This window comes from Rhizobium leguminosarum bv. viciae USDA 2370 (assembly GCF_002008365.1).
In the GTDB taxonomy this organism is placed as follows: Bacteria; Pseudomonadota; Alphaproteobacteria; order Rhizobiales; family Rhizobiaceae; genus Rhizobium; species Rhizobium leguminosarum.
The window spans coordinates 46,221-70,006 of the sequence record NZ_MRDL01000003.1; the positions used below are offsets into that span (position 1 = coordinate 46,221).

General features: G+C 63.1%; 22 protein-coding genes. 14 read left to right on the forward strand and 8 right to left on the reverse strand.

From position 1 onward, the window contains the following. Positions 1-71 precede the first annotated feature (71 nt). Together BS629_RS01955 and BS629_RS01960 are read left to right on the forward strand one after the other, a co-directional pair. Positions 72-332 carry a type II toxin-antitoxin system Phd/YefM family antitoxin gene (locus BS629_RS01955; protein ID WP_018246983.1) on the forward strand — a complete coding sequence of 87 codons (261 nt, stop codon included), beginning with the start codon at positions 72-74 and terminating at the stop codon, positions 330-332. Then, on the forward strand, positions 332-763 hold the full coding sequence (locus BS629_RS01960) for a type II toxin-antitoxin system VapC family toxin (RefSeq protein ID WP_018246984.1): 432 nt from the start codon (positions 332-334) through the stop codon (positions 761-763). Before BS629_RS01955 ends, BS629_RS01960 begins: the two co-directional genes overlap by 1 nt. On the opposite strand, the gene BS629_RS01965 is transcribed toward BS629_RS01960, so the two are convergent. Continuing rightward, positions 760-2,097 (reverse strand): LLM class flavin-dependent oxidoreductase, encoded by a 1,338-nt coding sequence (locus BS629_RS01965; RefSeq protein ID WP_018246985.1) that lies wholly within the window; start codon positions 2,095-2,097, stop codon positions 760-762. The two genes, BS629_RS01960 and BS629_RS01965, sit on opposite strands and share 4 nt — an antisense overlap. 321 nt (positions 2,098-2,418) lie before the next feature. Here BS629_RS01965 and BS629_RS01970 point away from each other — a divergent pair, with 321 nt between their 5' ends. Further along, complete coding sequence (locus BS629_RS01970) at positions 2,419-3,636, forward strand: SfnB family sulfur acquisition oxidoreductase (protein ID WP_026188817.1); 1,218 nt, start codon at positions 2,419-2,421, stop codon at positions 3,634-3,636. 81 nt (positions 3,637-3,717) lie between these two features. Here BS629_RS01970 and BS629_RS01975 read toward each other — a convergent pair whose 3' ends face one another. Then, entirely contained in the window at positions 3,718-4,926 is a 1,209-nt protein-coding gene (locus BS629_RS01975) for an acyl-CoA dehydrogenase family protein (RefSeq protein ID WP_018246987.1), read from the reverse strand. 78 nt (positions 4,927-5,004) lie between these two features. Further along, on the reverse strand, positions 5,005-6,051 hold the full coding sequence (locus BS629_RS01980) for a substrate-binding domain-containing protein (protein WP_018246988.1): 1,047 nt from the start codon (positions 6,049-6,051) through the stop codon (positions 5,005-5,007). Between the two features lie 235 nt (positions 6,052-6,286). Here BS629_RS01980 and BS629_RS01985 point away from each other — a divergent pair, with 235 nt between their 5' ends. From BS629_RS01985 to BS629_RS02035, 11 genes are all read left to right on the forward strand, one after another. Continuing rightward, entirely contained in the window at positions 6,287-7,771 is a 1,485-nt protein-coding gene (locus BS629_RS01985) for a sugar ABC transporter ATP-binding protein (protein ID WP_018246989.1), read from the forward strand. Then, the gene (locus BS629_RS01990; protein WP_018246990.1) at positions 7,768-8,829 is read left to right on the forward strand and encodes an ABC transporter permease; all 1,062 of its coding nucleotides are present in this window, start codon (positions 7,768-7,770) and stop codon (positions 8,827-8,829) included. Before BS629_RS01985 ends, BS629_RS01990 begins: the two co-directional genes overlap by 4 nt. 17 nt (positions 8,830-8,846) lie before the next feature. After that, positions 8,847-10,244, forward strand: a complete 1,398-nt coding sequence (locus BS629_RS01995; RefSeq protein ID WP_077987928.1) for an LLM class flavin-dependent oxidoreductase — start codon at positions 8,847-8,849, stop codon at positions 10,242-10,244. A 122-nt stretch (positions 10,245-10,366) separates the two neighbouring features. Further along, positions 10,367-11,977, forward strand: coding sequence for an ABC transporter substrate-binding protein (locus BS629_RS02000; RefSeq protein ID WP_018246992.1), 1,611 nt, complete (start codon positions 10,367-10,369; stop codon positions 11,975-11,977). Between the two features lie 40 nt (positions 11,978-12,017). Beyond that, a complete protein-coding gene (locus BS629_RS02005) occupies positions 12,018-13,007 on the forward strand; it encodes an ABC transporter permease (RefSeq protein ID WP_018246993.1) in 990 nt (329 codons plus the stop codon). Continuing rightward, positions 13,004-13,837, forward strand: a complete 834-nt coding sequence (locus BS629_RS02010; protein WP_018246994.1) for an ABC transporter permease — start codon at positions 13,004-13,006, stop codon at positions 13,835-13,837. The genes BS629_RS02005 and BS629_RS02010 overlap by 4 nt, the downstream gene beginning before the upstream one ends. Continuing rightward, entirely contained in the window at positions 13,834-14,628 is a 795-nt protein-coding gene (locus tag BS629_RS02015; RefSeq protein ID WP_018246995.1) for an ABC transporter ATP-binding protein, read from the forward strand. The genes BS629_RS02010 and BS629_RS02015 overlap by 4 nt, the downstream gene beginning before the upstream one ends. Next, a complete protein-coding gene (locus BS629_RS02020; RefSeq protein WP_018246996.1) occupies positions 14,625-15,407 on the forward strand; it encodes an ABC transporter ATP-binding protein in 783 nt (260 codons plus the stop codon). Before BS629_RS02015 ends, BS629_RS02020 begins: the two co-directional genes overlap by 4 nt. An 11-nt stretch (positions 15,408-15,418) precedes the next feature. After that, the gene (locus BS629_RS02025) at positions 15,419-16,513 is read left to right on the forward strand and encodes a pyridoxal-phosphate-dependent aminotransferase family protein (protein WP_018246997.1); all 1,095 of its coding nucleotides are present in this window, start codon (positions 15,419-15,421) and stop codon (positions 16,511-16,513) included. 71 nt (positions 16,514-16,584) lie between these two features. Then, a complete protein-coding gene (locus BS629_RS02030) occupies positions 16,585-17,448 on the forward strand; it encodes a glycerophosphodiester phosphodiesterase (RefSeq protein WP_172643996.1) in 864 nt (287 codons plus the stop codon). A 128-nt stretch (positions 17,449-17,576) separates the two neighbouring features. Beyond that, the gene (locus tag BS629_RS02035) at positions 17,577-19,235 is read left to right on the forward strand and encodes a tetratricopeptide repeat-containing diguanylate cyclase (RefSeq protein WP_018246999.1); all 1,659 of its coding nucleotides are present in this window, start codon (positions 17,577-17,579) and stop codon (positions 19,233-19,235) included. A 75-nt stretch (positions 19,236-19,310) separates the two neighbouring features. Here BS629_RS02035 and BS629_RS02040 read toward each other — a convergent pair whose 3' ends face one another. Genes BS629_RS02040 through BS629_RS02060 form a run of 5 tightly spaced genes read right to left on the reverse strand, consistent with a single transcriptional unit; the run spans position 19,311 to position 23,784 of the window. Continuing rightward, positions 19,311-20,120, reverse strand: coding sequence for an inositol monophosphatase family protein (locus tag BS629_RS02040; RefSeq protein WP_018247000.1), 810 nt, complete (start codon positions 20,118-20,120; stop codon positions 19,311-19,313). Continuing rightward, entirely contained in the window at positions 20,120-21,124 is a 1,005-nt protein-coding gene (locus BS629_RS02045) for a LacI family DNA-binding transcriptional regulator (protein WP_018247001.1), read from the reverse strand. The genes BS629_RS02040 and BS629_RS02045 overlap by 1 nt, the downstream gene beginning before the upstream one ends. Continuing rightward, complete coding sequence (locus BS629_RS02050) at positions 21,108-21,887, reverse strand: glycerophosphodiester phosphodiesterase (RefSeq protein WP_018247002.1); 780 nt, start codon at positions 21,885-21,887, stop codon at positions 21,108-21,110. The genes BS629_RS02045 and BS629_RS02050 overlap by 17 nt, the downstream gene beginning before the upstream one ends. Next, positions 21,887-22,942, reverse strand: a complete 1,056-nt coding sequence (locus tag BS629_RS02055) for an ABC transporter ATP-binding protein (RefSeq protein ID WP_018247003.1) — start codon at positions 22,940-22,942, stop codon at positions 21,887-21,889. The genes BS629_RS02050 and BS629_RS02055 overlap by 1 nt, the downstream gene beginning before the upstream one ends. Continuing rightward, positions 22,942-23,784, reverse strand: a complete 843-nt coding sequence (locus BS629_RS02060; RefSeq protein WP_018448958.1) for a carbohydrate ABC transporter permease — start codon at positions 23,782-23,784, stop codon at positions 22,942-22,944. Before BS629_RS02060 ends, BS629_RS02055 begins: the two co-directional genes overlap by 1 nt. Positions 23,785-23,786: the final 2 nt, after the last annotated feature.

Below are 23,786 nucleotides of genomic sequence, written 5' to 3' on the forward strand. Positions count from 1 at the left end.
CGAGGCCGTCCATTTCGGCGATCTTGTAAATCGAGCCGGATGTAGTATATTTCTTAACAAATGTAGTATGGATGATTTCGATGAAAATGTCCTTCATGACCAGTGCCGCCTTCAATCAGAATCCGAGCAAAGCGAAGAAGGAGGCGAGCGAGCAGCCACTCGTGATCACCGATCACGGTGAGGCAGCCTACGTGCTTGTCAGCTATGCCGAATTCCAGGCGAACTGGAAGGCGCCCAAGACCCTTTTTGCGGCCCTGCGCGATCCGGGGGCCGATGAAAGAGAGTTCGAACCTGAGCGGCTGAACTTCGACAACAGGACCGTCGAGTTCTAATGGCATTTCTGCTCGACACGAATGTCATCTCTGCTGCGCGAAGGGTCGAACGGCAGGCGGCGGAATTCCAGAACTTCATGAAGGAGTTTTCGGTCGCCGATGCCTATCTCTCGGCGATCACCATTATGGAAATCCAGTTCGGCATCCAGCGCGAGCGGGCAAAGGATCCTGGTTTCGCCGAGGATCTCCGCCGCTGGATGGATGAGATCGTGCTTGCCGAATTCGCCGAACGCATCCTGCCCTTCGATGCCGCAACGGCAAGCCGGGCCGGCCTGCTGCCGACTCCGGACAAGCGCCCCTCCGCCGATGCGATGATCGCCGCCACCGCGCTGGAGCACGAGCTGAAACTGGTTACGCGCAATGTCGCGCATTTCATCCCGCTCGGGATCGAATGCATCGATCCCTGGCGCTTTGCCGGCCTGCAAACCTAAGCACCAGCAGCAAAGAACCGGTTCTCCGGCCGCGGCAATCCGAGATGCTCGCGCAGTGTCGTGCCTTCGTATTCGCTGCGGAACAGGCCGCGGCGCTGAAGCTCGGGAACCAACCGTTCGGTGACGTCGAGGAGACCCTGCGGCAGATAGGGAAAGACGACGTTGAATCCGTCCGAGCCTTCCTCGTCCAGCCAGCGCTCCATGTCGTCGGCGATACTTGCCGGCGTGCCGACGAAGGCAAGGCCGGCATAGCCGCCATAACGCTGCGCCAGCTGCCGCACCGTCAGATTTTCTTCCGCGGCAAGTTTCAGCACCTGGGCGCGGCCGGTCTTGCTGGCATTGGTGTCGGGAATATCTGATGGTAGCGGTGCGTCGGGATCGAAGCCCGAAGCGTCATGGCCTAGCGCGATCGAAAGCGAGGCGATAGCGCTGTCGTAATGCACCAGGCTGTCGAGCGTGGCGCGTTTGGCGCGGGCCTCCTCGATGCTGTCGCCGACGATGACGAAGGCGGCGGGCAGGATCTTCAGATGGTCGCGGTTGCGGCCGATGGCTTCCATGCGGCCTTTGATATCGGCATAAAGCGCCTTGCCGGCGGCCAGATCGCGCGGCGAACAGAAGACCATCTCGGCGGTCTCAGCGGCAAGCTGGCGACCGGGGTCCGACTGGCCGGCCTGGACGATGACGGGCCAACCCTGCGGCGGCCGGGCGATATTGAGCGGCCCACGCACGCTGAGTTCGTCACCCTTGTGGTTCAGCACATGCATCTTCGCCGGATCGAAGAACAGACCGCTTTCCCGGTCGCGCATGAAGGCATCGTCGGCGAAGCTGTCCCAGAGCCCGGTGACGACATCGTAGAATTCCCGGGCGCGATGATACCGCTCGCCATGCTCCACATGTTCGTCGAGGCCGAAATTGAGCGCGGCGTCGGGGTTCGAGGTCGTGACGATGTTCCAGCCGGCGCGGCCGCCGCTGATATGGTCGAGCGAGGCGAACCGCCGGGCGATGTGATAGGGCTCGTCGAAGGTGGTGGAGGCGGTGGCGACAAGGCCGATGCGCTCCGTCACCGCCGCCAGCGCCGAGAGCAATGTGAAGGGCTCGAAGGAGGTCACGGTGTGGCTGCGCCTGAGCGCCTCGACCGGCATGTTGAGCACGGCGAGGTGATCGGCCATGAAGAAGGCGTCGAATTTTGCCCGCTCCAGCGCCTGCGCGAAGGACTTCAGATGGGCGAAATTGAAATTGGCGTCGGGATAAGAACCGGGATAGCGCCAGGCGCCGGTATGCAGGCTGACAGGACGCATGAAGGCGCCGAGGCGCAACTGCCGTGAACGGGTCATGATTTTCCTCATGGATCGGGCAAGGCGGTCGCCCTGCCCCGCATTGGGCGTTCTTTCTGCAACCGGCGCGGTGACGCACCTGACATCGATTACGTAGGAGGTCGCCGTCGTCAAATCGAGACCGGAAGCGCCAGTTCTGGGCAGGATTTTTATCGCTTCCAGGCAACCGCGTCGCACGAGTGCCGGACCGCAACACTAATCGCGGCGGTCTAAGCCTGATAAGCAAACACTTTTCATTTTCCATCGCATCTATAGAATTTGTGCTCTTATCTCGGCGCTTAATTTCTTTCACCGATAGGCTCGTCAGAATTGGAGACATCGATGAACACCGTGCTGAGGCAAGCAGATCAGATCCGGCCCGTGGCCGACCGTATCGGCAGCGATGATGAGGCGATCGCCACCGCCCGCAGACTGGCGGTGCAATTTGCCGCACGCGCAGCCGAGCGCGATGCCGACCGGATCCTGCCGTTTACCGAACTGGATCTTCTCGCCCAGTCCGGCCTTCTGGCAATCACCGTGCCAGCGCAATATGGAGGGCTCGACGTCTCCAACGCCGTGCTTGCCGAGATCACCGCGATCCTGTCTGAGGCGGACGGTTCGATCGGCCAGATCCCGCAGAACCATTTCTATATTCTCGAGGCGCTCAGAACCGACGGTGGCGAGGAGCAGCAGCGTTATTTCTTCGGCCGGGTGCTGGCCGGCGATCGTTTCGGCAATGCCCTTTCCGAGCGCGGCACGAAGACGGTCGGCCACTACAACACGCGCATCACCCGCGACGGCCCGGGTTACCGGATCAATGGCCGCAAATTCTATTCGACCGGCGTCCTCTTCGCCGACTGGATCACCATCTTTGCGCTCGATCCGGAGGATCGGCTGACCATGGCCTTCGTGCCGAAGGGCACCGAAGGCGTCGAGATCGTCGACGACTGGGACGGTTTTGGCCAGCGCACCACCGGCAGCGGTACGACCATCCTCGACAATGTCTATGTCAGCGCCGATTCCGTGGTCTTCCATCACAAGGGTTTCGAGCGGCCGACGACGATCGGTTCGGTCGGTCAGATCATCCATGCCGGCGTCGATCTCGGTATCGCACGGGCGGCCTTTGCCGAAACGCTTGATTTCATCAGGACGAAATCGCGCCCGTGGATGGATAGCGGCCTTGACCGCGCCTCAGACGATCCGCTGACGATCGCCAAGGTCGGCCAGATCGCCATCCGGCTGGAAGCCGCAACGGCTCTTGTCGAGCGCGCCGGCCACAAGGTCGATGCCGCGCAGGTCGAGACGACGGAGGAAAAGGTGGTTGCGGCGACGCTTGCGGTTGCCGCCGCCAAGGTGCTGACGACCGAAGTGGCGCTCGAGGCCTCGAACACGCTTTTCGAGCTTGCCGGAACCTCATCGGTGCAGGCCGGCCTCAACCTCGACCGCCACTGGCGCAATGCCCGCACCCACACGCTGCACGATCCCGTGCGCTGGAAATATCACGTCGTCGGCAACTACCATCTGAACGGCGTTACGCCGCCGAAAAACGGCGCGCTCTGAAATTTTCGTTGCTGCTAAACGAAAACCCCACCGCCGGTGCCGGCAGTGGGGTTTTTCACTTTCGATCACAGCGCGGCCGCCTCAGCTATAGAGGCTGACTTCCGGTATCCTGTCGTTCAGCACGAATTCGCCAACTTCCTTCGCCTTGTAGAAAACGGGATCGTGCAGCGTGTGGGTACGGACATTGCGCCAGAAGCGGTCGAAGCGGTATTTGTCGGCCGTCGAGCGCGCGCCTGTCAGCTCGAAGACGCGCGAGGTAATGTCGAGCGAGACATGGGTGGCGTGGACCTTGGCGGTATAGGCTTCCGCCGCCGCCTCGCCGCGCTCGCGCGCGGTGACGTCGCGGCCGCGGGCAAGGCCCGCCTGCACGGCTGATGCCGCGCTGTCGGCAAGGGCCGCCGAGGCCTTCAGCGCGGCGGTGAATTCGCCGACGCGTTCGAGGATATATGGATCATCCGCCGCCCGCTCGACACCGGAGGTGATCCACGGCCGGGTGGTGGTTCTGACGTAATCGACGGCCGCCTGCAGAGCGCCTTCGGCGGTACCGAGATAGAAATTGACGAAGACCAGCTGGATGAACGGCGTGTTGAAGGTCGACAATACAGGCGGCGCCACATCAGGTGCGGCCGGCGCGCCGACGAAATCCTCCTCGTAGACGGGGAAGTCGCGGAACTCGACGCTGCCGCTGTCGGAGAGGCGCTGGCCGATATTGTCCCAGTCGTCATTGGCGACGTAGCCGGGGCGATTGGTCGGCACGGCGAAGCCGGCGATCTTGTCGTCGAGCGTCGCATTGGCATTGATATAGTCGGAGACCCGCGCCGCCGTGGAGAAGGACTTGCGTCCGTTCAATACATAACCGTTGCCGCGACGGGTGAGCACCAGCCCGGGGTCGCGCGGATTGACGGCTGCACCCCAATAGAGGTTCCTGGCGACCGTATCGCTCCCCAGCGCATGGGCGCGTGCGGCATCGAGGGCCCAATAGATGTACTGGCTGTTGACATAGTGGTAGCCGAGCAGCTGGCCGATCGAGCTCTCGCCACGGGCGAGGATGCGCACCAGCCTCAGCCCGTCGACCCAATCGAGGCCACCGCCGCCGATTTGCGTGGGATGCAGCGCATTGAGCAGCCCGGCATTTTTCAACTTGATGATTTCGGCAAGCGGCGGGCGGCCTTCGCGTTCGAGGTCTGCGGCGCGCCTGGAAAGGTCAGCCGAGATATCCTCCGCACGGGCAAAGAGGTCTTCTCGCGTTGGGTTGCGGCTGGCCGCGAAAACGACATTGGACTGGCTCATGAGCGAAACTCCAATTCTCCAAAAAGGGGCTCCGGCGGGAGCTTGACGCTCCCGCCGGAAGGATCGAGGGTGACCTCCTCAGAAAAGCTTGTCCGGAATCCAGCTCGCGGTCGCCGCGTCGCTCGTGCTGAAGACCGGGATCTTCGCAGCCAGTTCCTCGATCGTCTTAACACCGGCCGCGCGCAGGCTCTCCTGCGTCAGAAGCGTCGGCTTCACGGTAATCTGATGGGGAACCGTCTGGCCGGCGATCTCAAGGGCGGCGGCGCGGATGGAGACGGCGCCGACGACGGCGGGATTGGTCGCGACGGTCGCAACCCAGGGGCTGCCTTCCTCGGTAATTTCCTGGATATCGGCCGTCGAGACGTCGGCCGAATAGATCTTCAGCTTCTTTGCTATGCCGAGGTCGTTGGCCGCGAGCTTCACACCGCGGGCGAATTCGTCATAGGGGGCAAAAACAACCGATATATTGGGATTGGCGGTGAGCGCGGCCTTCGCCTGGTCGGCGGTCGAGGTCGCCGTCGTGTCGCTGACATTGCCGAAACGGGCCTTTTCGACCACGCCCTTATTCTCCGACTTGAACTTGTCCCAGACCTCGTTGCGGCGGTCGAGCGGCGCAAAGCCCGCGACATAGACATAACCGGCGTTGAAGTCTTTGCCGTTGTCCTTCACCACCTGTTCGAGCGCCAGAGAGGCGAGCTCGTGATCGCTCTGCTCCACCTGCGGGATCTTGGGGTTGTTGAGGTTGACGTCGAAGGCCACGACCTTGATGCCCTTGTCGAGCGCCTGCTGCACGACGTCGCCGAGCGATTCCGGCAGGCCGTGGTCAATGACGATGCCGGAGACGCCGAGATTGATCGCCTGCAGGATCTGCTCGCGCTGCTCGGCGGCGTCCTGCCGTCCGGGGAAGACGCGCAGGTCGATATCCAGCGCCTTGGCCTGGGCTTCCGCACCGGCCTGGTAGGCCTGGAAGAAATCGCCGGCCGAGATGTAGCTGATCAGAGCCACCTTGACGCCGCCCTTATCGAAGGGGGCCGGAGCGCCGGACAGGCCGTCGGCTTTGGCGGCTTGAATGAAAATGAACGGAATGACGGCGGCAGACAGTGCGAGCCGTGCGAGGGATTTCATCGTCGCGTTCCTTCTAGCAAACGAAAGCGTCGTCTGACAGGTCTGACAGCCCTCGCGACGCGTCGGATTATTTAGATATAATCTCTATGTTTTTAGTAGAGTAAATGATCCGATTTTACGGGCTGCGGGAGATTCTTTGTTTCCCGAGGACAGTTTGTGAGGGAAAGGCGTGCCTGGAGTTCGACCGCCCGGACAGGGCACACTCCGGCTTCGAATGCAGCCCCGGACACTATTGATGCCGCTTCTTCACATTGAAAACATCACCCGCAGTTTCGGGTCGACGCGGGCGCTTGCCGGTGCTGATCTGTCGATGGAGCGCGGTGAGATCGTGGCGCTGATGGGTGCAAACGGCGCGGGCAAATCGACGCTGGTGAAGATTCTTTCCGGCGTGCTTCCGGCCGATGGCGGCACGGTCAGTCTCGACGGTCGCCCCTTTGCGCCGCGCAGCCCGGCCGAAGCGGCGAAGGCTGGCGTCGTGACGGTGCATCAGTCGACAGACCTGGTCGGCGCCGCCGGCCTGACGGTTGCCGATGCGCTGCTGCTCAACCGGTTCGCCGATCGCAGCACGCCCTTCTTCGTCTCGCGCGCCGGCATCCGTCGCGCCGCGCAGACAATGCTCGATGCCGCCGGCTTCAGCCTGCCGCTGGAGCGTGATTTCGGCGAACTCACCAGCGCCGACCGGCAACTGGTGGCGATCGCCCGGGCGCTTGCCAACCGTGCAGATCTCCTCATCCTCGACGAGCCGACGGCGAGCCTTTCCGGAGAAGAAAGCCGCCGCCTCTTCGATATTCTGCTGAAGCTTCGCAAGCGGGGCCTGGCAATCCTCTATATCTCGCACCGTACCGCCGATCTCGAAGCCATCGCCGACCGCGCGCTGGTCATGCGCGGCGGTCGCGTCGTCGGCTCCTTCTCGCGGCCGATCGATTTTTCGAGCGCCATCGAGACGATGATCGGCCGCAGACTGGAGGCGGCTCGGCCGGATGCGCGGCCTGCGACCGGTCCGGCGATTTTCGAGATGCGTGATATCAGCCTGCTCCCTGAAGCCGCACCCTTCGATCTGTCATTGCATGAGGGCGAGGTGGTGGCGGTGACCGGTGTGCTCGGCGCCGGCAAGAGCCGGTTGCTCCAGGCGATCTTTGGGGTGACGGCGCTTGCCGGTGGCACGATGTTCCTCGGTGGCCGGCCCTATCGGCCGAAAAGCCCGGCCGAGGCGATCGCCGCAGGCGTCGCGATGGCGGCCGAAGACCGGCACCGTTCCTCGCTGATGCCACCGGCATGGCCCGGCCATTCATTGTCGGCAACCATCAGCCTGCCGCATCTTGGCAAATGGTATCCGCACGGTTTCCTGGTCGGCGGCCGTGAACGGCGCGAGGCCGAACAGGCGATCGCCCGTCTCGGCATCAAGGCCGCAGGCCCGCTCGCCTCGGTCTGGTCGCTGTCCGGCGGCAACCAGCAGAAGGTGGTGATCGCCCGCTGGGAGGCGGAACCGAGCCGGCTGCTGCTGCTCGACGAACCCTTCCAAGGTGTCGACGTCGGCGCCCGTCACGACATCATCCGGGCAATTCGCGCCCGCACCGACAGGGCGACGCTGATCGCGACCTCCGATCCGGAGGAGGCCTATGAGGTGGCCGACCGCATCCTCGTCATCGACCGCCACGTGTTGAGGCCTGCGGCAGACGGGGCCGCTCTTGCCTCCGCCATCCAGGGAATATCCGCATGACGACGATCGATGACGACACTCTTCCACAGGCAAGCGCCCGGCCGAAGGCATCGCCGCAAGCTGATAGCGGTCGTCTCGCAGCCCTCGGGGCCTTCCTCCGGGCGGGCGCGGTGTTCATCCTGCTGGCGCTGCTCGTCGTCGGCTTCACCATCGCCCAACCCGCCTTCATCAATATCGCCAATCTGATGAGCATTCTGCAGGCGGTGTCCGTCGTCGCCATTCTCGGCGCCGGCGTCACCATGACGCTTGCTGTCGGCGGTTTCGACCTGTCGATCGGCGCGGTCGCCGCATCGAGCGTGATGGCGGCGAGTTACGCGATGATCGTCTGGCATCTTGATGCCTATGCGACGGTGCCGCTGGTGCTCGCCTTTGGCGCCCTGATCGGCCTCGTCAACGCCTTCCTCATCGTGCGCCTGAAGGTGCCTGATCTCTTGGCGACGCTGGCGATGATGTTCCTGCTTTCCGGCCTGCAGCTGATCCCGACCGCTGGCCGATCGATTTCGGCCGGCCTTACCCTGCCCGACGGCTCGAAGGCGACCGGCGCCTACGACCCGGCCTTTCTGCTGATTGGCCGCTACAGCATCCTCGGCACCCTGCCCGTTTCCGTGGTGCTGATGGCGGTGGTCGCCGTCGCACTCTTCATTCTCACAGAACGTACCCGCATCGGCCGATTGCTGTTTGCGACAGGCGGCAACGAAGTCGCGACCCGGCTTGCCGGCGCGTCCACAGTTCGACTGAAGACGCTCGCCTATGTCATTTCTGGCACGCTGGCGGCACTGGGCGGCATCGTCATCGCCGCCCGCGTCGGGCGTGGCGATGTCTCCTCCGGCGGTTCGCTGCTGATGGATTCGGTCGCCGCCGCGCTGATCGGTTTTGCCGTCCTCAATCTGCGCCGTCCGAACGTGCTCGGCACCATTGCCGGCGCTGTCTTCGTCGGCGTGCTGCTGAACGGTCTCACCATGCTGAACGCTCCCTATTACACCCAGGATTTCGTCAAGGGCGCCGTGCTCGTCGGAGCCTTAGCGCTGACCTACGGCCTCGGCCGCAGCAATCCCTAATTCCAAGGAAGAAAGACATGACCCGCGAAATCAGGCTGAACGCCTTCGACATGAATTGCGTCGGACACCAGTCGCCGGGGCTCTGGCGCCATCCGCGCGACAAGTCCTGGACCTACAAGGATCTCGACTACTGGGTGCATCTGGCAAAGACGCTGGAGCGCGGCAAGTTCGATGGGCTGTTTATCGCCGACGTGCTTGGGGTCTACGATGTGCTGCACGGCAATGTCGACGCCGCACCTCGCCATTCGGCGCAGGTGCCGGTGAATGATCCGCTGCAGCTCATCCCCACCATGGCCTATGAGACCGAACATCTCGGATTCGGCCTGACGGCGTCGCTCTCCTTCGAGCATCCTTATACCTTCGCCCGCCGCATCTCGACGCTCGACCATCTGACCAAAGGCCGTGTCGGCTGGAATATCGTCACCTCCTATCTCAACAGCGGCGCGCTCAATATCGGCCAGCCGGCGCAGACGAAGCATGATGACCGCTACGACCTCGCCGAGGAATATCTCGAGGTCTGCTACAAGCTCTGGGAGGGAAGCTGGGAGGACGGCGCCGTCGTTCGCGACCGCGAAACCGGCATCTTCACCCATCCGGAAAAAGTCCATCCGATCCGCCATTCCGGCAAGCATTTCAACGTGCCCGGCATTCACTTGAGCGAACCCTCGCCGCAACGTACACCGGTGCTCTACCAGGCCGGCGCCTCCAGCCGCGGCAAGGATTTCGCCGGCGCGCATGCCGAATGCATCTTCGTAGCATCCCCTTCGAAAGCTGTGCTGAAGCGCTATGTCGCCAATGTCCGCGAGGCGGCGGAACGGGTCGGCCGCAACCCGCGCGAAATCCTTGCCTTCAATCTGCAGACCGTGATCCTCGGCGAAACGGATGCGGAGGCGCAGCGGAAGTTCAACGAATACCGCAAATACGCTTCCTTCGAAGGCGCGCTGACGCTGATCTCCGGCTGGACCGGCATCGATTTCGGCCAGTTCGGGCCGGACGAGGTGCTGCGGCACCGTCATACCAATGCGGTGCAATCGGCCGTCGAGACCTTCACGACAATCGATCCCACCAAGGAATGGACGGTGCGCGAAATGGCCGACTGGGTCGGCGTCGGCGGTTTCGGCCCGGTTTTCGTCGGCTCGCCGCAGACGGTCGCCGATCTGATGCAGGAATGGATCGAAGACACCGATGTCGACGGCTTCAATCTTGCCTATGCCGTGACGCCCGAAAGTTTCGAGGACGCGGTCGATCTGCTGGTACCGGAACTGCAAAAGCGCGGCGTCTACAAGACCGAATATGCCAAGGGAACGCTGCGCGAAAAGCTCGGGGGAGCAGGGCCGCGGCTCGTCGCGCCACATCCGGGCGCGGCCTATCGCAATCTCTTCGGCGAGCCGGCACGTGTCGCGGCCAACGGCTGAGCGAATAATGGCTGGGTGACAAAAAATATCTCGCCCAGCCCGACCATTCGAATCTAACCTCTATGACAATTTGCATTTCGCCCTGAATATGGGCACTCGAATTTCACCGATCAGGAGGGGTCATGACCGTATCATCTATCTCGCGGCGCACGCTGATGAAGGGCACCGCCCTGCTCCTTGCCTCGACGGCGCTCGCCCGGCAGGCGCTCGCGCAGACCGCGCCCGCCGGCGGCCGGCTGATCGTTGCAGCCGATTCCGAGCCGAAGAACCTCAATCCTGCCATCGTCGCCTCGAACGGCGTATTTTTCGTCGCAAGCAAGGTGATCGAGCCGCTCGCCGAAGCGTCGTTCGATGGCAAGGATGGGCTTTCGCCGCGCCTCGCCACCTCCTGGGAAGGCTCGGCCGATGGCCTCTCCGTCACCTTCAAGCTCCGCGACGGCGTCACCTGGCACGATGGCAAGCCGTTTACCTCGGTCGATGTAGCCTTCTCGGCGCTCAACGTCTGGAAGCCGCTGCAGAATCTCGGCCGCCTGGTCTTTGCCAATCTTCAAGCCGTCGATACGCCCGACGATTACACCGCCATCTTCCGCTTCTCCAAGCCGACGCCGTTCCAGCTGATCCGCAACGCGCTCCCTGTCGTCACCAGCGTCGTCGCCAAGCACATCTTCGACGGCACCGATATCGCCACCAATCCGGCGAACAACACGCTGATCGGCACCGGTCCGTTCAAGTTCGCCGAACACAAGCCCGGCGAATATTACCGGCTGACGCGCAACGAGAATTATTGGGACAAGGACCAGCCGAAACTCGACGAGATCGTCTTCCGCGTGCTGCCCGATCGCGAAGCGGCAGGTTCGGCGCTCGAAGCAGACGAAATCCAGCTTGCCGCCTTCTCCGCGGTGCCGCTCGCCGATCTCGACCGCATTTCGAAGGTCGGCGGCATCAAGGTGATCTCAAAGGGCTACGAGGCTTTGACCTATCAGCTCGTCGTCGAGATCAATCATCGCCGCAAGGAACTGGCCGATCTCAGAGTCCGTCAGGCGATCGCGCAGGCGATCGACAAGAAATTCGTGGTCGACACGATCTTCCTCGGTTACGCCGCCGCCTCGACCGGTCCGGTGCCGAAGAATGCGCCGGAGTTCTATACATCAGATGTCGCGGCCTATGATTTCAACCCCGCAGCGGCGAACGATATCCTCGATAAAGCAGGATACAAACAGGGGGCAGACGGCAACCGCTTTACGCTGAAGCTCCGCCCCGCGCCCTATTTTAACGAGACCCGCCAGTTCGGCGATTACCTTCGCCAGGCGCTTGCCGTGATCGGTATCGATGCCGAGATCGTCAATGCCGATGCGGCCGCACATCAGAAGGCAGTCTATACCGACCACGACTTCGACCTCGCCGTCGGTCCGCCGGTCTTCCGTGGCGATCCGGCGATCTCCACCACCATTCTCGTCCAGTCCGGCACCCCTGATGGTGTGCCCTTCTCCAACCAGGGCGGCTACGTCAATCCGGAGCTCGACAAGATCATCAAGCAGGCCTCCGAGACGGTCGACACTGCGGCGCGCACCGATCTCTACCGCAAGTTCCAGCAGCTCGTCGTCGGCGATCTGCCGCTGATCAACGTTGCGGAATGGGGGTTCATCACCGTCGCGCGTGAAACCGTGCTCAATGTCGCAGACAATCCGCGCTGGGCGGTCTCGAACTGGGGCGATACCGCGCTGCAATCGTGATAGAATCGGCGGCAATTCTCTTCCAGAGGCCCTGTCCGGCGTGAAACGTGCAATCATCCTCCTGAGGCGCAGGGCGATCAGCAGCATTCCGGTGCTGCTGATCGTGGTGATCTTCACCTTTTTCCTGCTCGAAACCGCCTCGGGCGATGCCGTCGACGCCTATCTCGGCTCGATCGGCGGCGGCGATGCCGCACTTAGGCAGTCGCTGCGCGAGAGCTATGGCCTCGACCAATCGATGCTCGCGCGCCTTTGGCTCTATCTTTCCTCGCTCGCACGCTTCGATCTCGGCTGGTCGGTCGCCTTCAACAGGCCGGTCGGTGCGCTCATCGCTGAACGGCTGCCCAATACGCTGCTGTTGATGGGCAGTGCGACGGCCCTTTCCTTCGGTCTCGGCTCGGCGCTCGGCATCCTTGCCGGGGCGCGGCCGGGTAGCCTACGGGACCGGCTGCTGTCGATCGGCTCGCTGATTGTTTACGCCATTCCGAGTTTCTGGCTCGGCCTGGTTCTGAGCATCGCTTTCTCGGTGAAGCTGCGCTGGTTTCCGATCGCTGGCGTCGAGACGATCGCTTCCGGCAAGACGGGTTTTTCGCGCGCGCTCGATATATCAGATCATCTGGTTCTGCCGGTGAGCGCACTGGCCCTGATCTATCTCGCCTTGTTCCTGCGGGTGATGCGCAGCGGCATGGCGGAGGCGTGGAAGCTGGATTTCGTGCTCTTCGCCCGGGCCAAGGGCCTGTCGCGCAGCCGCATCGTGCTGCGTCACGTGGCGCGTAATGCGCTGCTGCCGCTCGTCACCATGCTCGGGCTGCAATCGACCGCCATGCTCGGCGGCAGCGTGGTGATCGAGAGCGTCTTTGCGATCCCGGGTTTCGGCCGGCTGGCGCAGGAGGCGGTCAACGGCCGCGACGCGCCGCTGTTGATGGGCATCGTCGTCACCAGCGCCGTCCTCGTCATCTCGGTCAATTTCCTCGTCGATCTCGTCTATGCCGCACTCGACCCGCGCATCGGCACTTCGGAGGGCGACGTATGAGCTGGCTGCGACGCCTGTTGCGCACGCCGGAAGGTGTGGCCGGACTTGCGATCCTTTTCGTCCTGCTTGCGGTCGGGCTGCTCGCTCCCGTTATTTCGCCGGGCGATCCGCTGAAAATTGCCGGCCGCGCCCTGCTGGCGCCATTCGCCGATCCGGCTTTTCCGCTCGGCACCGACCGGCTCGGCCGCGACGTCCTGGCGGGGTTGCTCTACGGCGCGCGAACCTCGCTCGCCGTTGGTCTGGCTGCGGCGTTTTCGGCCATGGTGCTTGGGCTCTGCGTCGGCATGGCGGCGGGTTTTGCCGGCGGGCTGGTCGATGAAGCGCTGATGCGCGTGGTCGATGCCTTCCAGATCGTGCCGGCTTTCCTGCTTGCCCTTGCCTTCGTGAGCACCATCGGGGTCTCGACGCCTGTCGTCGTCCTTGCCATTGCGCTCGGCACCTGGGCAGACCCGGCGCGGTTGACGCGAGCGCAGGTGCTTGCAATCCGCGAGCAGGATTACGTCGCCTCGGCAAGGGTGATCGGCATGCATCCGGCCGAGATCGCCTTCCGGGAAATCCTGCCAAACGCGTTGCCGCCGGTGCTGGCGCTCTCCGCCACCATCGTCGCCGGTGCGATCCTCACCGAGGCGGCGCTGTCCTTCCTTGGCCTTGGCAATCCCAATATCGCCACTTGGGGTTCGATGATCGCCGAAGGTCGCAGCGTGCTGCGTTCGGCATCCTATCTTTCAGTCATACCGGGCGCTGCGCTCGCCACGACCGTGCTCGGCGTCCATCTCTTCAGCGAGGGGCTCGGCAAGGTGCTTGGCGATGACGGTGTGAGGGCGACATGAGCGGCATTTTCTGCAGCCTGCGACAGCTTTCGGTCACCTATGGGCGCGACAGGAATAGCGCGGCCGCGCTCGATGGCGTCGATCTCGATATCGTCGCCGGCGAAAGGCTGGCGATCATCGGCGAAAGCGGCTCCGGCAAGAGCACGCTTGCCCGCGCGCTTGCCGGCCTGCTGCCGGAGGGAGCGAAGGTCGGCGGCGAGATGCTCTGGCCCGGACTTGGTCGTCCGCCGCGCCCAGGCCGCGACTTCGGCTTGGTTTTCCAGGATCCAGGCTCCAGCCTCAATCCCGTCCTGACGGTCGGCGAGCAGGTTGCCGAAGGCGCCAGGCGCCATCTCGGCCTCAGCTGGAAGCAGGCCTATGTCAGGGCATGGGAATTACTCGGGCGGGTGCGAATACCGCAGCCTGACAAGGCCATGCGGGCCTTTCCGCATCAGCTTTCCGGCGGCCAGCGCCAGCGTGTGGCGATCGCGGCGGCCATCGCTGCGCAACCTGCCCTACTGATCGCCGACGAGGCGACCAGTGCGCTCGACGTCGTCGTTCAGGCCGAGATCGTCCGCCTGCTCGACGGGCTGGTACGCGAGGACGGTATGACGCTGCTCTTCATCACCCACGACATCGCGCTTGCCTCCGGATTCGTCGATCGCATCGCCGTTTTCCGCAATGCCAAGCTGGTCGAGGCGGGCCCCGTCCGTTCAGTGCTTTCGGCGCCGAAAAGCGACTATACCGCCGCCCTCATCGCCAGCCATCGCGACCTCGCAACGCCGCCGCTGATCGCGGAGGTGCCGGCATGAACGATACCTTGCTTTCCGTCGAAAACCTGTCGAAAGGTTTTTCTTCTGCCGGCAGGCAGGTTGCCGCCCTCGATAATGTGTCGCTGACGATCGCGCCTGGGGAAACACTCGGTCTCGTCGGCGCCTCTGGCAGCGGAAAATCGACATTATCGCGTATCCTGCTGCGGCTCCTCTCGTCCGATGCCGGTTCGATCCGCTTCGAAGGGGCAGACTGGCTGGCACTTGATGGTGCGCCCCTGCGCCGCAAGCGGGCGCGCATGCAGATGGTGTTTCAAGATCCCCTCGCCGCCTTCAATCCGCTGGCGACCGTCGGCACGGTGCTCGACGATCCGCTTCGCATCCATGGCATTGCGGCGAAGGACCGGCGCCCCGGCGAGATCGTCATGCTGCTGGAGCGTGTCGGCCTCACCGCCGATCATGCCGCCCGGCCGGTGCGTTCGCTCTCCGGCGGCCAGCGTCAGCGCGTCGCGATTGCGCGGGCGATTGCGACAAAGCCATCGCTGCTCGTGCTCGACGAGGCGGTGTCCGCCCTCGATGTCACCGTGCGCGGCAGAATTCTGGAGCTTCTGGTCGACCTGCAGAAAGAACAGGGCATTGCCTGTCTCTTCATCTCGCACGACCTTGCCGTGGTCCGTGCCGTCTCCCACCGCATCGCCGTCATGGATGGTGGGCGGATCGTCGAGACCGGTCCGGCAGCGGCGGTCGTTGCGGCGCCGCAATCCGAGGCTGCCCGTGCGCTCGTTGCCGCCGTCCCCCGTCTCGTGACCGATCCCTGCTGAAGGAAGTATCCATGTCCGATCTTGGTTGGAATCCCCTGCATGGCGTGCCCTCCTATCCCGCGGAGCGCTACGCCGTCCTTGCCGACAGAATCGGCGACATCTTGCGCAGCCGCAACGATATATTGCTGGTGCAGGCCGAGGCGGTGGTGGCGCTGGAGGCGGCTGCCGTCAGCCTTGCGCGCCCCGGCCTCACAGCACTCAACATCGTCACCAGCCTCTATGGCGGCTGGTTCGGGCAATGGCTGCGGCGGGGCGGTGCGACGGTCGCCGATATCGTCGCCGAACCGGGCCTGCCGATCGAGATCGAAGCAGTCGCCAAAGCGCTCGACGCCGGTCCTCGCATCGATGTGCTCGCTCTCGTTCACGCGGAATCTGCAAGCGGCATCCTCAACCCCCTGCCCGAAATACTGGCGCTTGCCCGGGCCCGCGGCATCGTCACCATCGTCGATGCAGTGGCCTCGGTCGGCGGTCATGGTTTCGAAGTCGACAATCTCGGCATCGACATTGCGGTTGTTGGCCCGCAAAAGGCGCTCGGCGGGCCTGCCGGCGTGTCCGCACTCTCGGTCAGCCACCGCGCCTGGGATCTGATCCTGACGGATGGCGCACCGTGCGATTCGATCTTGTCGTTGGCCGATCTGAAGACCTGGGTCGACAGCGGCCGACGCGGCCTGCCGGGAACGCCGGCGCCGCTGGAATTCTTCGCGCTGGAAACGGCGCTCGACCGCGTCGAGGCCGAAGGCCTGGAGAATATCGTCGCCCGCCATGCGCTGGCGGCATCGGCGACACGGGCGGGGCTTGCCGCGCTCGGCGCCCCGGACTGGGTACCGGCAGCAAGGGCTTCGAACCTGGTGACGGCGGTGCCGGTGCCGGAGGCACTGGCGCCTGCCGCGCTGATCGCAGCCGTCGGGCAGTTGGGAGTCGAGCTGACCGAAGGCGTCGGAACTGGGCCGGCCCGTCTCTTGCGGCTGAACCACACGGGTCCGCGCGCCGCATTCCAGACGGTGCTCTCGAACGTCGTGGCGTATGGCGCGGCCCTCAGGCAGGCCGGCCATCCCTCGGATATATCAGCCGCTGCGGAGGCAATATCCGCAGCCTACAGCCGATGAAAACCGTATTCGGCCCTTGATAATCATGGCTCATCAAGGCAGGAGAGTGGTATCGCGGAGACTTGGTGCAGATGACGAAATTGCTGGATGCGCAGGGCCTGGAGATTTCACATGAGGGGCATCGCACCCGCCTGAAATGGCACCGATTGCGCAAGCGGTTTGCCGATCCGTTGTTCTCAGCCGAAGTGATGACGGAGGGATTTGCGTCAGGCGCCTCGATGGAGCTCGATCTGCGCGTGCGCGCCGATGGCGGTTTCGTCGTGCTGCACGACGAGGACCTCGAAGGTGAAACGACCGGGCATGGACCGATCACCGAAAAGAGCATCGGCGACCTCGGCGATATCAGGATGCAGGAGGGCGACCGGCCGCTGATCCTCAGCGAGGATCTCGCCGCCATGATGCAATCGACGAATCCGGCCGCGCTGCTGCAATTCGATATGAAGGACGACTACGAGGCGATCGGCGCCAGGGGCATTGAGCATCTTGCCGAGCATTTCCGCGATATCGCCGCCTCGGTGATCGTCAGCGGCGACAGTCTCGATCTCATCGTCGCGGTCAAGGAGAAGCTCCCGCATCTGCTGCGTGGGATCGACCCCACCGACAAGCTCTACGATATCAGCAAGGCTCGCGGCTGGAAGGCGGTCGAGGCGGAATTGCGCGCCGACCTGCGCGGCCCGACGGAACCGGACACGATCTATCTCAATTGGCGGCTGATCCTTAATGCCGCCAATGAAGGTCTCGACATGATCGCGCTCTGCCAGGAGCAAGGCAAACGCGTCGATACCTGGACCTTCACCCTGAAGGATCCAGAGGCCGGCTTCAGTGATGAGGAATGGCTGAGCTTTTCGGCGCTGATGGCCCTGAAGCCGAATCAGATCACCACCGACGAGGCGCCGGCGACCGAACGCGCCTGGGAACGCCGCATAGCGGATTAACCGGCGGGCGTCGGCGCATGGTGTCGAAAGATATGAGAGATTTTCGATAGCCTATTTCCGGGCTTGGCGCGTACTTTTTGCAATTTGCATCATTTTAAACTTCTGATGCTATCCATACCAGCAGACAAATGTTGGTGTTCGAGATGCAAGTTGTTGATACTGAAGCAGTTACTCAGCAGGCAAATCCCAACTTACAAGAAGCGTGGCATCTTGGATGTACAGGCCATTCGCTTGAGGCACTCGCACTGGCCGGCGAAATCCTTGCTGATGCCAAGGCGCGGGGCGACGATCGGCTCGCCGCGCAATGCGACACCGACATTGCCTGGTACTGTTTTCAAATCGGCAAGGCCGAACTTGGGCTGACGCATATCCGGCGGGCGGTAGACTTCTGGAAATTGAACGGGGAGCGCAAACAGGAAGCCTGCGCCCGGGCGTATTTCGGATGGCTGCTCTTGGAATTGGGCTTGCCGGAGGAAGCGATCGAAGAAGCGACCCGCGCCTTGGATCTGGCCGACAAGACAGCAGACCCGAAAGCGCAAAGCCTGGCGACCAACGTCGTTGGAATTATCTTCTGGTACAACAAGCAGCCCGACCGGGCCATCTTGATGAGCGAGAGGTCCGTCGAACTCGCCAGGTTGATTGGCGACAGAACCTATGAATGCTGGTGGCTGATCAATCTCGGCGGCGCTCATTCGGAAGGCGGATATATCGCGGAGGCGCTCGGCCGCCCGGAGGAAGGACACCAGATGCTGGTCAGAGCACTGGAACTGACCGAACAGGCGCTCGACATCGCAACCGAGATCGGCGACAGCTGGGCTGCTCGTATCTGCCTCGGCAACAAGGCCGAGTTCCACAGCCATCTGGGCGAGCATGACAACGCGCTGCAATGCATGGAGCGCTACCGGCTGTTTCAAGAGAACAGCTATGTCCGGGACAGGCAGCAATATCTCTACACCCTGGGCCAGATCTACAACAATTCCGGAAAATTCACGGAAGCCCTGTCGCCGCTGCTCGAGGCGCTGGAGCTGATCGACGCCGGCGGCAGTTTCGATTCCTATGTTCAGATCTATCTTTATCTGTCGCAGGCCTATGAGGGGCTGGGGCAGTTCGATCAGGCGCTGGAGGCACATAAGAAATACCACCAGGCCTATTTGCGCAATAGCGCCGAGAGTACCCAGCGGCGCGCACGTCTCGCCGAAATCTACTATGAAACCAAACGGTTCAAGGAAGTTGCCGAAACGGAGTCGAAGCGCGCAGAAACGCTGGAGGCCTCCTATCAGAAATTGCAGGAGCAAACCGATATCCTTGCCAATGCCGTCTATCTGGACGCACTGACCGGGCTCTATAATCGCAAATATCTCGACAGCCGGTTTAAAGCGCTGACATCTGAGAAACGTCCATATTCGATCGCGATGCTGGATGTCGATCACTTCAAGTCGATCAACGATAACTTCTCTCACATGATCGGCGACCGGGTCCTGAGTGCCATTGGAACTATACTGCGCGGCCAGCTGCGCATTACCGATCAGGCAATTCGCTTTGGCGGCGAGGAATTCGTCGTCTTGCTCGCCGGCACTCCCCGAGGCGCTACCGATATCTGCGAGAAGTTGCGTTCGGCCATTGAGCGGTGGGACTGGTCCGAGGTCTGCAACGGGCTGCATGTGACGATCAGCATCGGTGTCGCCGGTAGTACTCTATCCACCAATTCTCCGAACGAGATTTTGGCGATCGCAGATCAGAATCTCTATGCGGCGAAAAAGAGCGGCCGCAATCGCGTTGTTGCGTAACGGGCGTTCCGTAACTTTCGGGCGAAGTTCGCAGTCTCACAAATCGGGCGGATCGCGTCTGTGGGAGAGGTGTATCTATAGCCCCTCGATGTCGAGAATGAACGCGAATTCGCCGGCAAGCCCCGGCGAGTAGGCGATGACGGGTCCGCCCTGTGCAAGCAGCCTATCGACCGGCGGCATCGCCACCACAGCGCCGGCCTCTTCGGCGATCAGCGCGCCGGCGAGCATGTCCCAGGCATTGAGGTGGCGTTCGTAATAGAGATCGGCAGCACCCTCGGCGACACGAACGAGGTCGATCGCGGCCGCGCCCATGCGGCGATAATCCATGCCGCGTTCGTGGAGCCGCCGCGAGAGCGCGAGATGGTCGTCGAAGCTCGTCTTGCGGGAATGGCCGAGAATGACAAGCGCATTGGCTGGATCGGCGGTCGCCGCCGCATGGACCGGAATCCCGTCCTTGAAGGCGCCACCGCCGCGGACGGCGTGAAAGACTTTGTCTCCGGCGGCGTCGTAGACCACGCCGACCTCCACCTTTCCGCCGACGACCAAGGCGATCGAGACACCCCAGTGCCGGAAGCCCCTGATATAGTTGGTCGTGCCGTCGATCGGATCGACGACCCAGGTGCCGCCCTTACCCGATCGTCCGCCGCTCTCTTCGCCCATGAAACTATCATCCGGAAAGCGCGAGAGCAGCCCGTCGTGGATCGCCTGCTCGGCCCTCCTGTCGGCGATGGTGACGAAATCCTGCAATCCCTTGTTCTCGACGGTGAGGGTTCCGGGGTCAGAGTCGCGCCGAAACCGGGCCGTCTCCCGTCCGACCTCGAGGGCAACTGACATGGCGACCTCCGCCCGTGCGCGGATGGCAGCGGCGTCGAATGCGGAATTCATCAGGCAGTCCTTCTTCTGATCAGTGTCACCGGCGTGAATTCGACACGCGCCGTCAGGTCCGGCTCGGCCATCCGGCTCATCAGCAGGTCGACCGTCTTTTCGGCCTGGACGTCGCAGGGTTGGCGGATGGTCGTCAGATCGTAGGCGGTCCAGCTCGCCTGAGGAATGTCGTCATGGCCGATGATGCGCAGCGGCGGCGCATCATCACGGCCGCGGCCCTGCAAGACGCGGTCGATCACGCCGCAGGCCATGTAATCGTTGGCGCAGAACAGCCCGTCGATGCCGGATGCGGCAAGTTCGGCTGCCGCATCATAGCCGCTCCGGTAATCATTGATCCTGATCTGCAGGAACTGCGCCTCGACGCCGAGCTGCTTGCAGCGTGCGATGAAGGCCTCGCTGCGCCGCCGCGCCGTATAGGATATAGCGGGGGCGGCCATTACAGCGGGCTTTCGCACGCCGCTGTCGATCAGGTGGGTGGCGGCGAGATGGCCGGCCATGCGGTCGTCCGAGATGATGCGGTCGACGAAGGGGATGTCGTTGCCCTTGTTGATCAGCACGATCGGCACGCCTTCGGCCGCGCATTGCTCGCAGATCTCGGTCGGCGGGGCGTCCGAGGTGACGATGACGCCCGACACGGCGTAATGGAGCAGCTGGCCGATGACGGTCGAGGTGTCCGCCTCTTGCGAGGTCGGCAGCAGGATGGGACGGAAATTGCGGGCGATCAGCACTCTCGCCAGATTCTCGATCTGCAACGTGCGAAACGGATTGTCGAGGCCGGCGGCGACGACGCCGACGAGATCGGAGCGTTTGTTGGTCAGGCTTCGGGCAAGATAGTTGACCCGGTAGCCAAGTTCCTTGGCGGCCTGATAGACCTTCTCGCGCGTCTTCGGCGAGACGCTGGCATCCGGGGTGAAGGCGCGCGAGACGGCAGCGCGCGAGACGCCGGCCACACGCGCCACGTCGAAGGAAGTTGCCTTGCGTGGTCCCTTATCCCTGTCTGCCAACTGCATTTTCCTTAACCGCAGGCGGCCGCATCAGATCGGGCAGATCCGTGCAGATGCCGAGAACCGGAAGCTTCATGATGTCATCGAGAATGGCCCGCCGCTCCTCGTGCCAGAGCACGATCTCGCGGCCGGCATCGAAAGCGCGGCGCATCAGCGCGTCGGTCACCAGATCCTGCGGACGCTCGCCTGCCCTCTCCCAGCAGAGGTGCAGGATATCGGCGCCGGCCTCGTCGCCGAGCGCATGCGGATCGTGGCCGACACGGATCAGCACCGAGAGCGGAAAATCGCAGGCGGCGTCGCTGAGTTCGCGCACCTGCGCCGTGTCGAAGGAGCCGAGGCAGGCGAAACGCTGGTTCATCTCGACAAGGTGCCGCCAGCAGCGCATGCCGGTTCCAGGCGCCTTCAGCTCGACATAGAGACCGGTCCCGGTCTCGCGGCCGAGTGCGGCGACCTGCGAAAAACTCGGCACGTCGACGCCGTCAAGTGCGCCAAGCTCCGCCGCCGTCATTTCGGAAATGCGGCGGTCGATGCCGAAGACACGCTCGAGATGGTCGTCATGCGAGACGACGACCACGCCGTCCTTGGTCAGTTGCGTGTCGAGCTCCCACATCTCAGCGCCGAGTTCGGCAGCGCGGCGGAAGGCGGCAAGGGTGTTCTCGCGTTCATGGCCGCTTGCGCCACGATGGCCGATGCAAAAGGGAAGCCGACCCTTGCCTGACGGCCAGCCGTAACGCTGGAAAAATGCTGAGAAATCTCGGGTCATCAGAGCCTCCTGCCATTTTCGTCGAAGACGAATATGCCGCGGCTGTCGATCGCCCACCGGACGTCGTCGCCGACGTGAACATCGCTGCGCACCGGCTGGATGGAGCGCAGCAGCGGTCCGCCGGCAAGAGCCACGTCGTAGAGGTTCTCGCGACCTTGCGTTTCGGCGAAGGTGATCTTGCCGGGCACGGTGATGTCGCCTGCCGGCGTAAAATGTTCCGGCCGGACACCGAGCATCAGCTTCGTGCCCTCGGCGGCTCCGACGGTATCGGGCAGCGGCACGCGGATCTCGCTTTGCGGGATTGTGAAGGCGCCATTGTCCACAACGCCGCGCAGGAAGGTGATCGGCGGATTACCAAGGAAGCCGGCAACGAAGGCGGTCTTCGGATCATTGTACATCTCGGCCGGCGTAGCGATCTGGACGATCTCGCCTTCCTTCATGATGGCGATGCGGTCACACATGCTCATCGCCTCCACCTGGTCATGGGTGACGAGAATGGCGGTGATGCCGGTCTCGCGCTGCAGGCGGCGGATTTCCGATCGCATTTCGAGGCGCAGCTTGGCGTCGAGATTGGCGAGCGGTTCATCGAGCAGCAGCACATCTGGCTTGCGGATCAGCGCGCGCGCCAGCGCCACGCGCTGCTGCTGGCCGCCGGAAAGCTCGGCCGGCCTGCGGCCCATCAGGTTGCCGATCTGCACGAGGGCGGCGATACGGTCGACCTCCTTGCGGATCTCGGCGGCGGGCATGCCCTTCACCTTCAGCGGAAAACCGATGTTCTCGGTAACCGTCATGTGCGGATAGAGCGCATAGGACTGGAAAACGACGCCGACATTGCGAGCCTGGCTCGGCAGGTCGGTGACGTCGCGGTCGCCGAAGAGGATGCGTCCGCCGCTCGGCCGGTGGATGCCGCAGACGGAAAAGAGCGTCGTCGATTTGCCGCAGCCGGAAGGGCCGAGCAGCGCCAGCATCTCGCCGCTGCCGACTTCGAGCCGCATGTTCTCGATGACCTTGGTGGAGCCGAAGCTCTTCGAAAAATTGTCGAGGAGGATGCGCATCAGCCTTTGCTCCCGCCGCCGTAGATGTTCATGAGATATTTGTTGAAGAGCGCGTAAACGATCAGCACGGGAACGAGGTAGAAGACGCCGACCGCCTTGAACATGTTGAAATCATAGTTGTTGTCGTCGGCAAGGAAGGCCGCGAGATAGACCGAGAGCACCTGCACCTGATTACCAGGCGCCAGCACCTGCGGCAGGATGAACTCGCCCCAGCCGGAGAGGAAAGAGAATAGGCCGAGCGCCATGATGCCGGGCTTGACCTGCGGCAGCACGAGGCTGCGCCAGACCCGGAAGCGCGAGGCGCCGTCGACGACGCCGGCCATTTCGATTTCCCACGGCACGGTGTCGTAGAAGCCCTTCATCAGCCAGATGCCGAGCGGCAGGTCAATCGCCGCCTTCACCAGGATGACGCCGATCAGCGAATTGTAGAGACCGATCATCTGCAGCACGATGAAGATGGCGATGATCAGCGTCACCGACGGGAAGGCATGCAGCACCATGACGCCGGCAAGGAAGAAGCCGCGCGCCGGGACGTTCAGCCGCGATAGCACATAGCCCGCCATCGATGAGACGATGAGCACCAGGCTGGTGGTGCAGGCCGAAAAGAGCAATGTATTCAGCGTCACCTGCCAGATGTTTGCCTTGCCCTCCGTCGTCTGCCAGAGGAATCGCCAGTGACTAAGCGTCAAGCCGGAGGGCAGCAGAGCGTCCGCCTGCTTGACGGTCACCGTGTCTAGGAAGAGATAGACATACATCAGGAGCAGCGGCAGGCTGACGATGGTCAGCGCCGATATGACAGGCCAGCTGCGATAATTTGCCGAGGGCTGCGATCGTTCGGCCATGG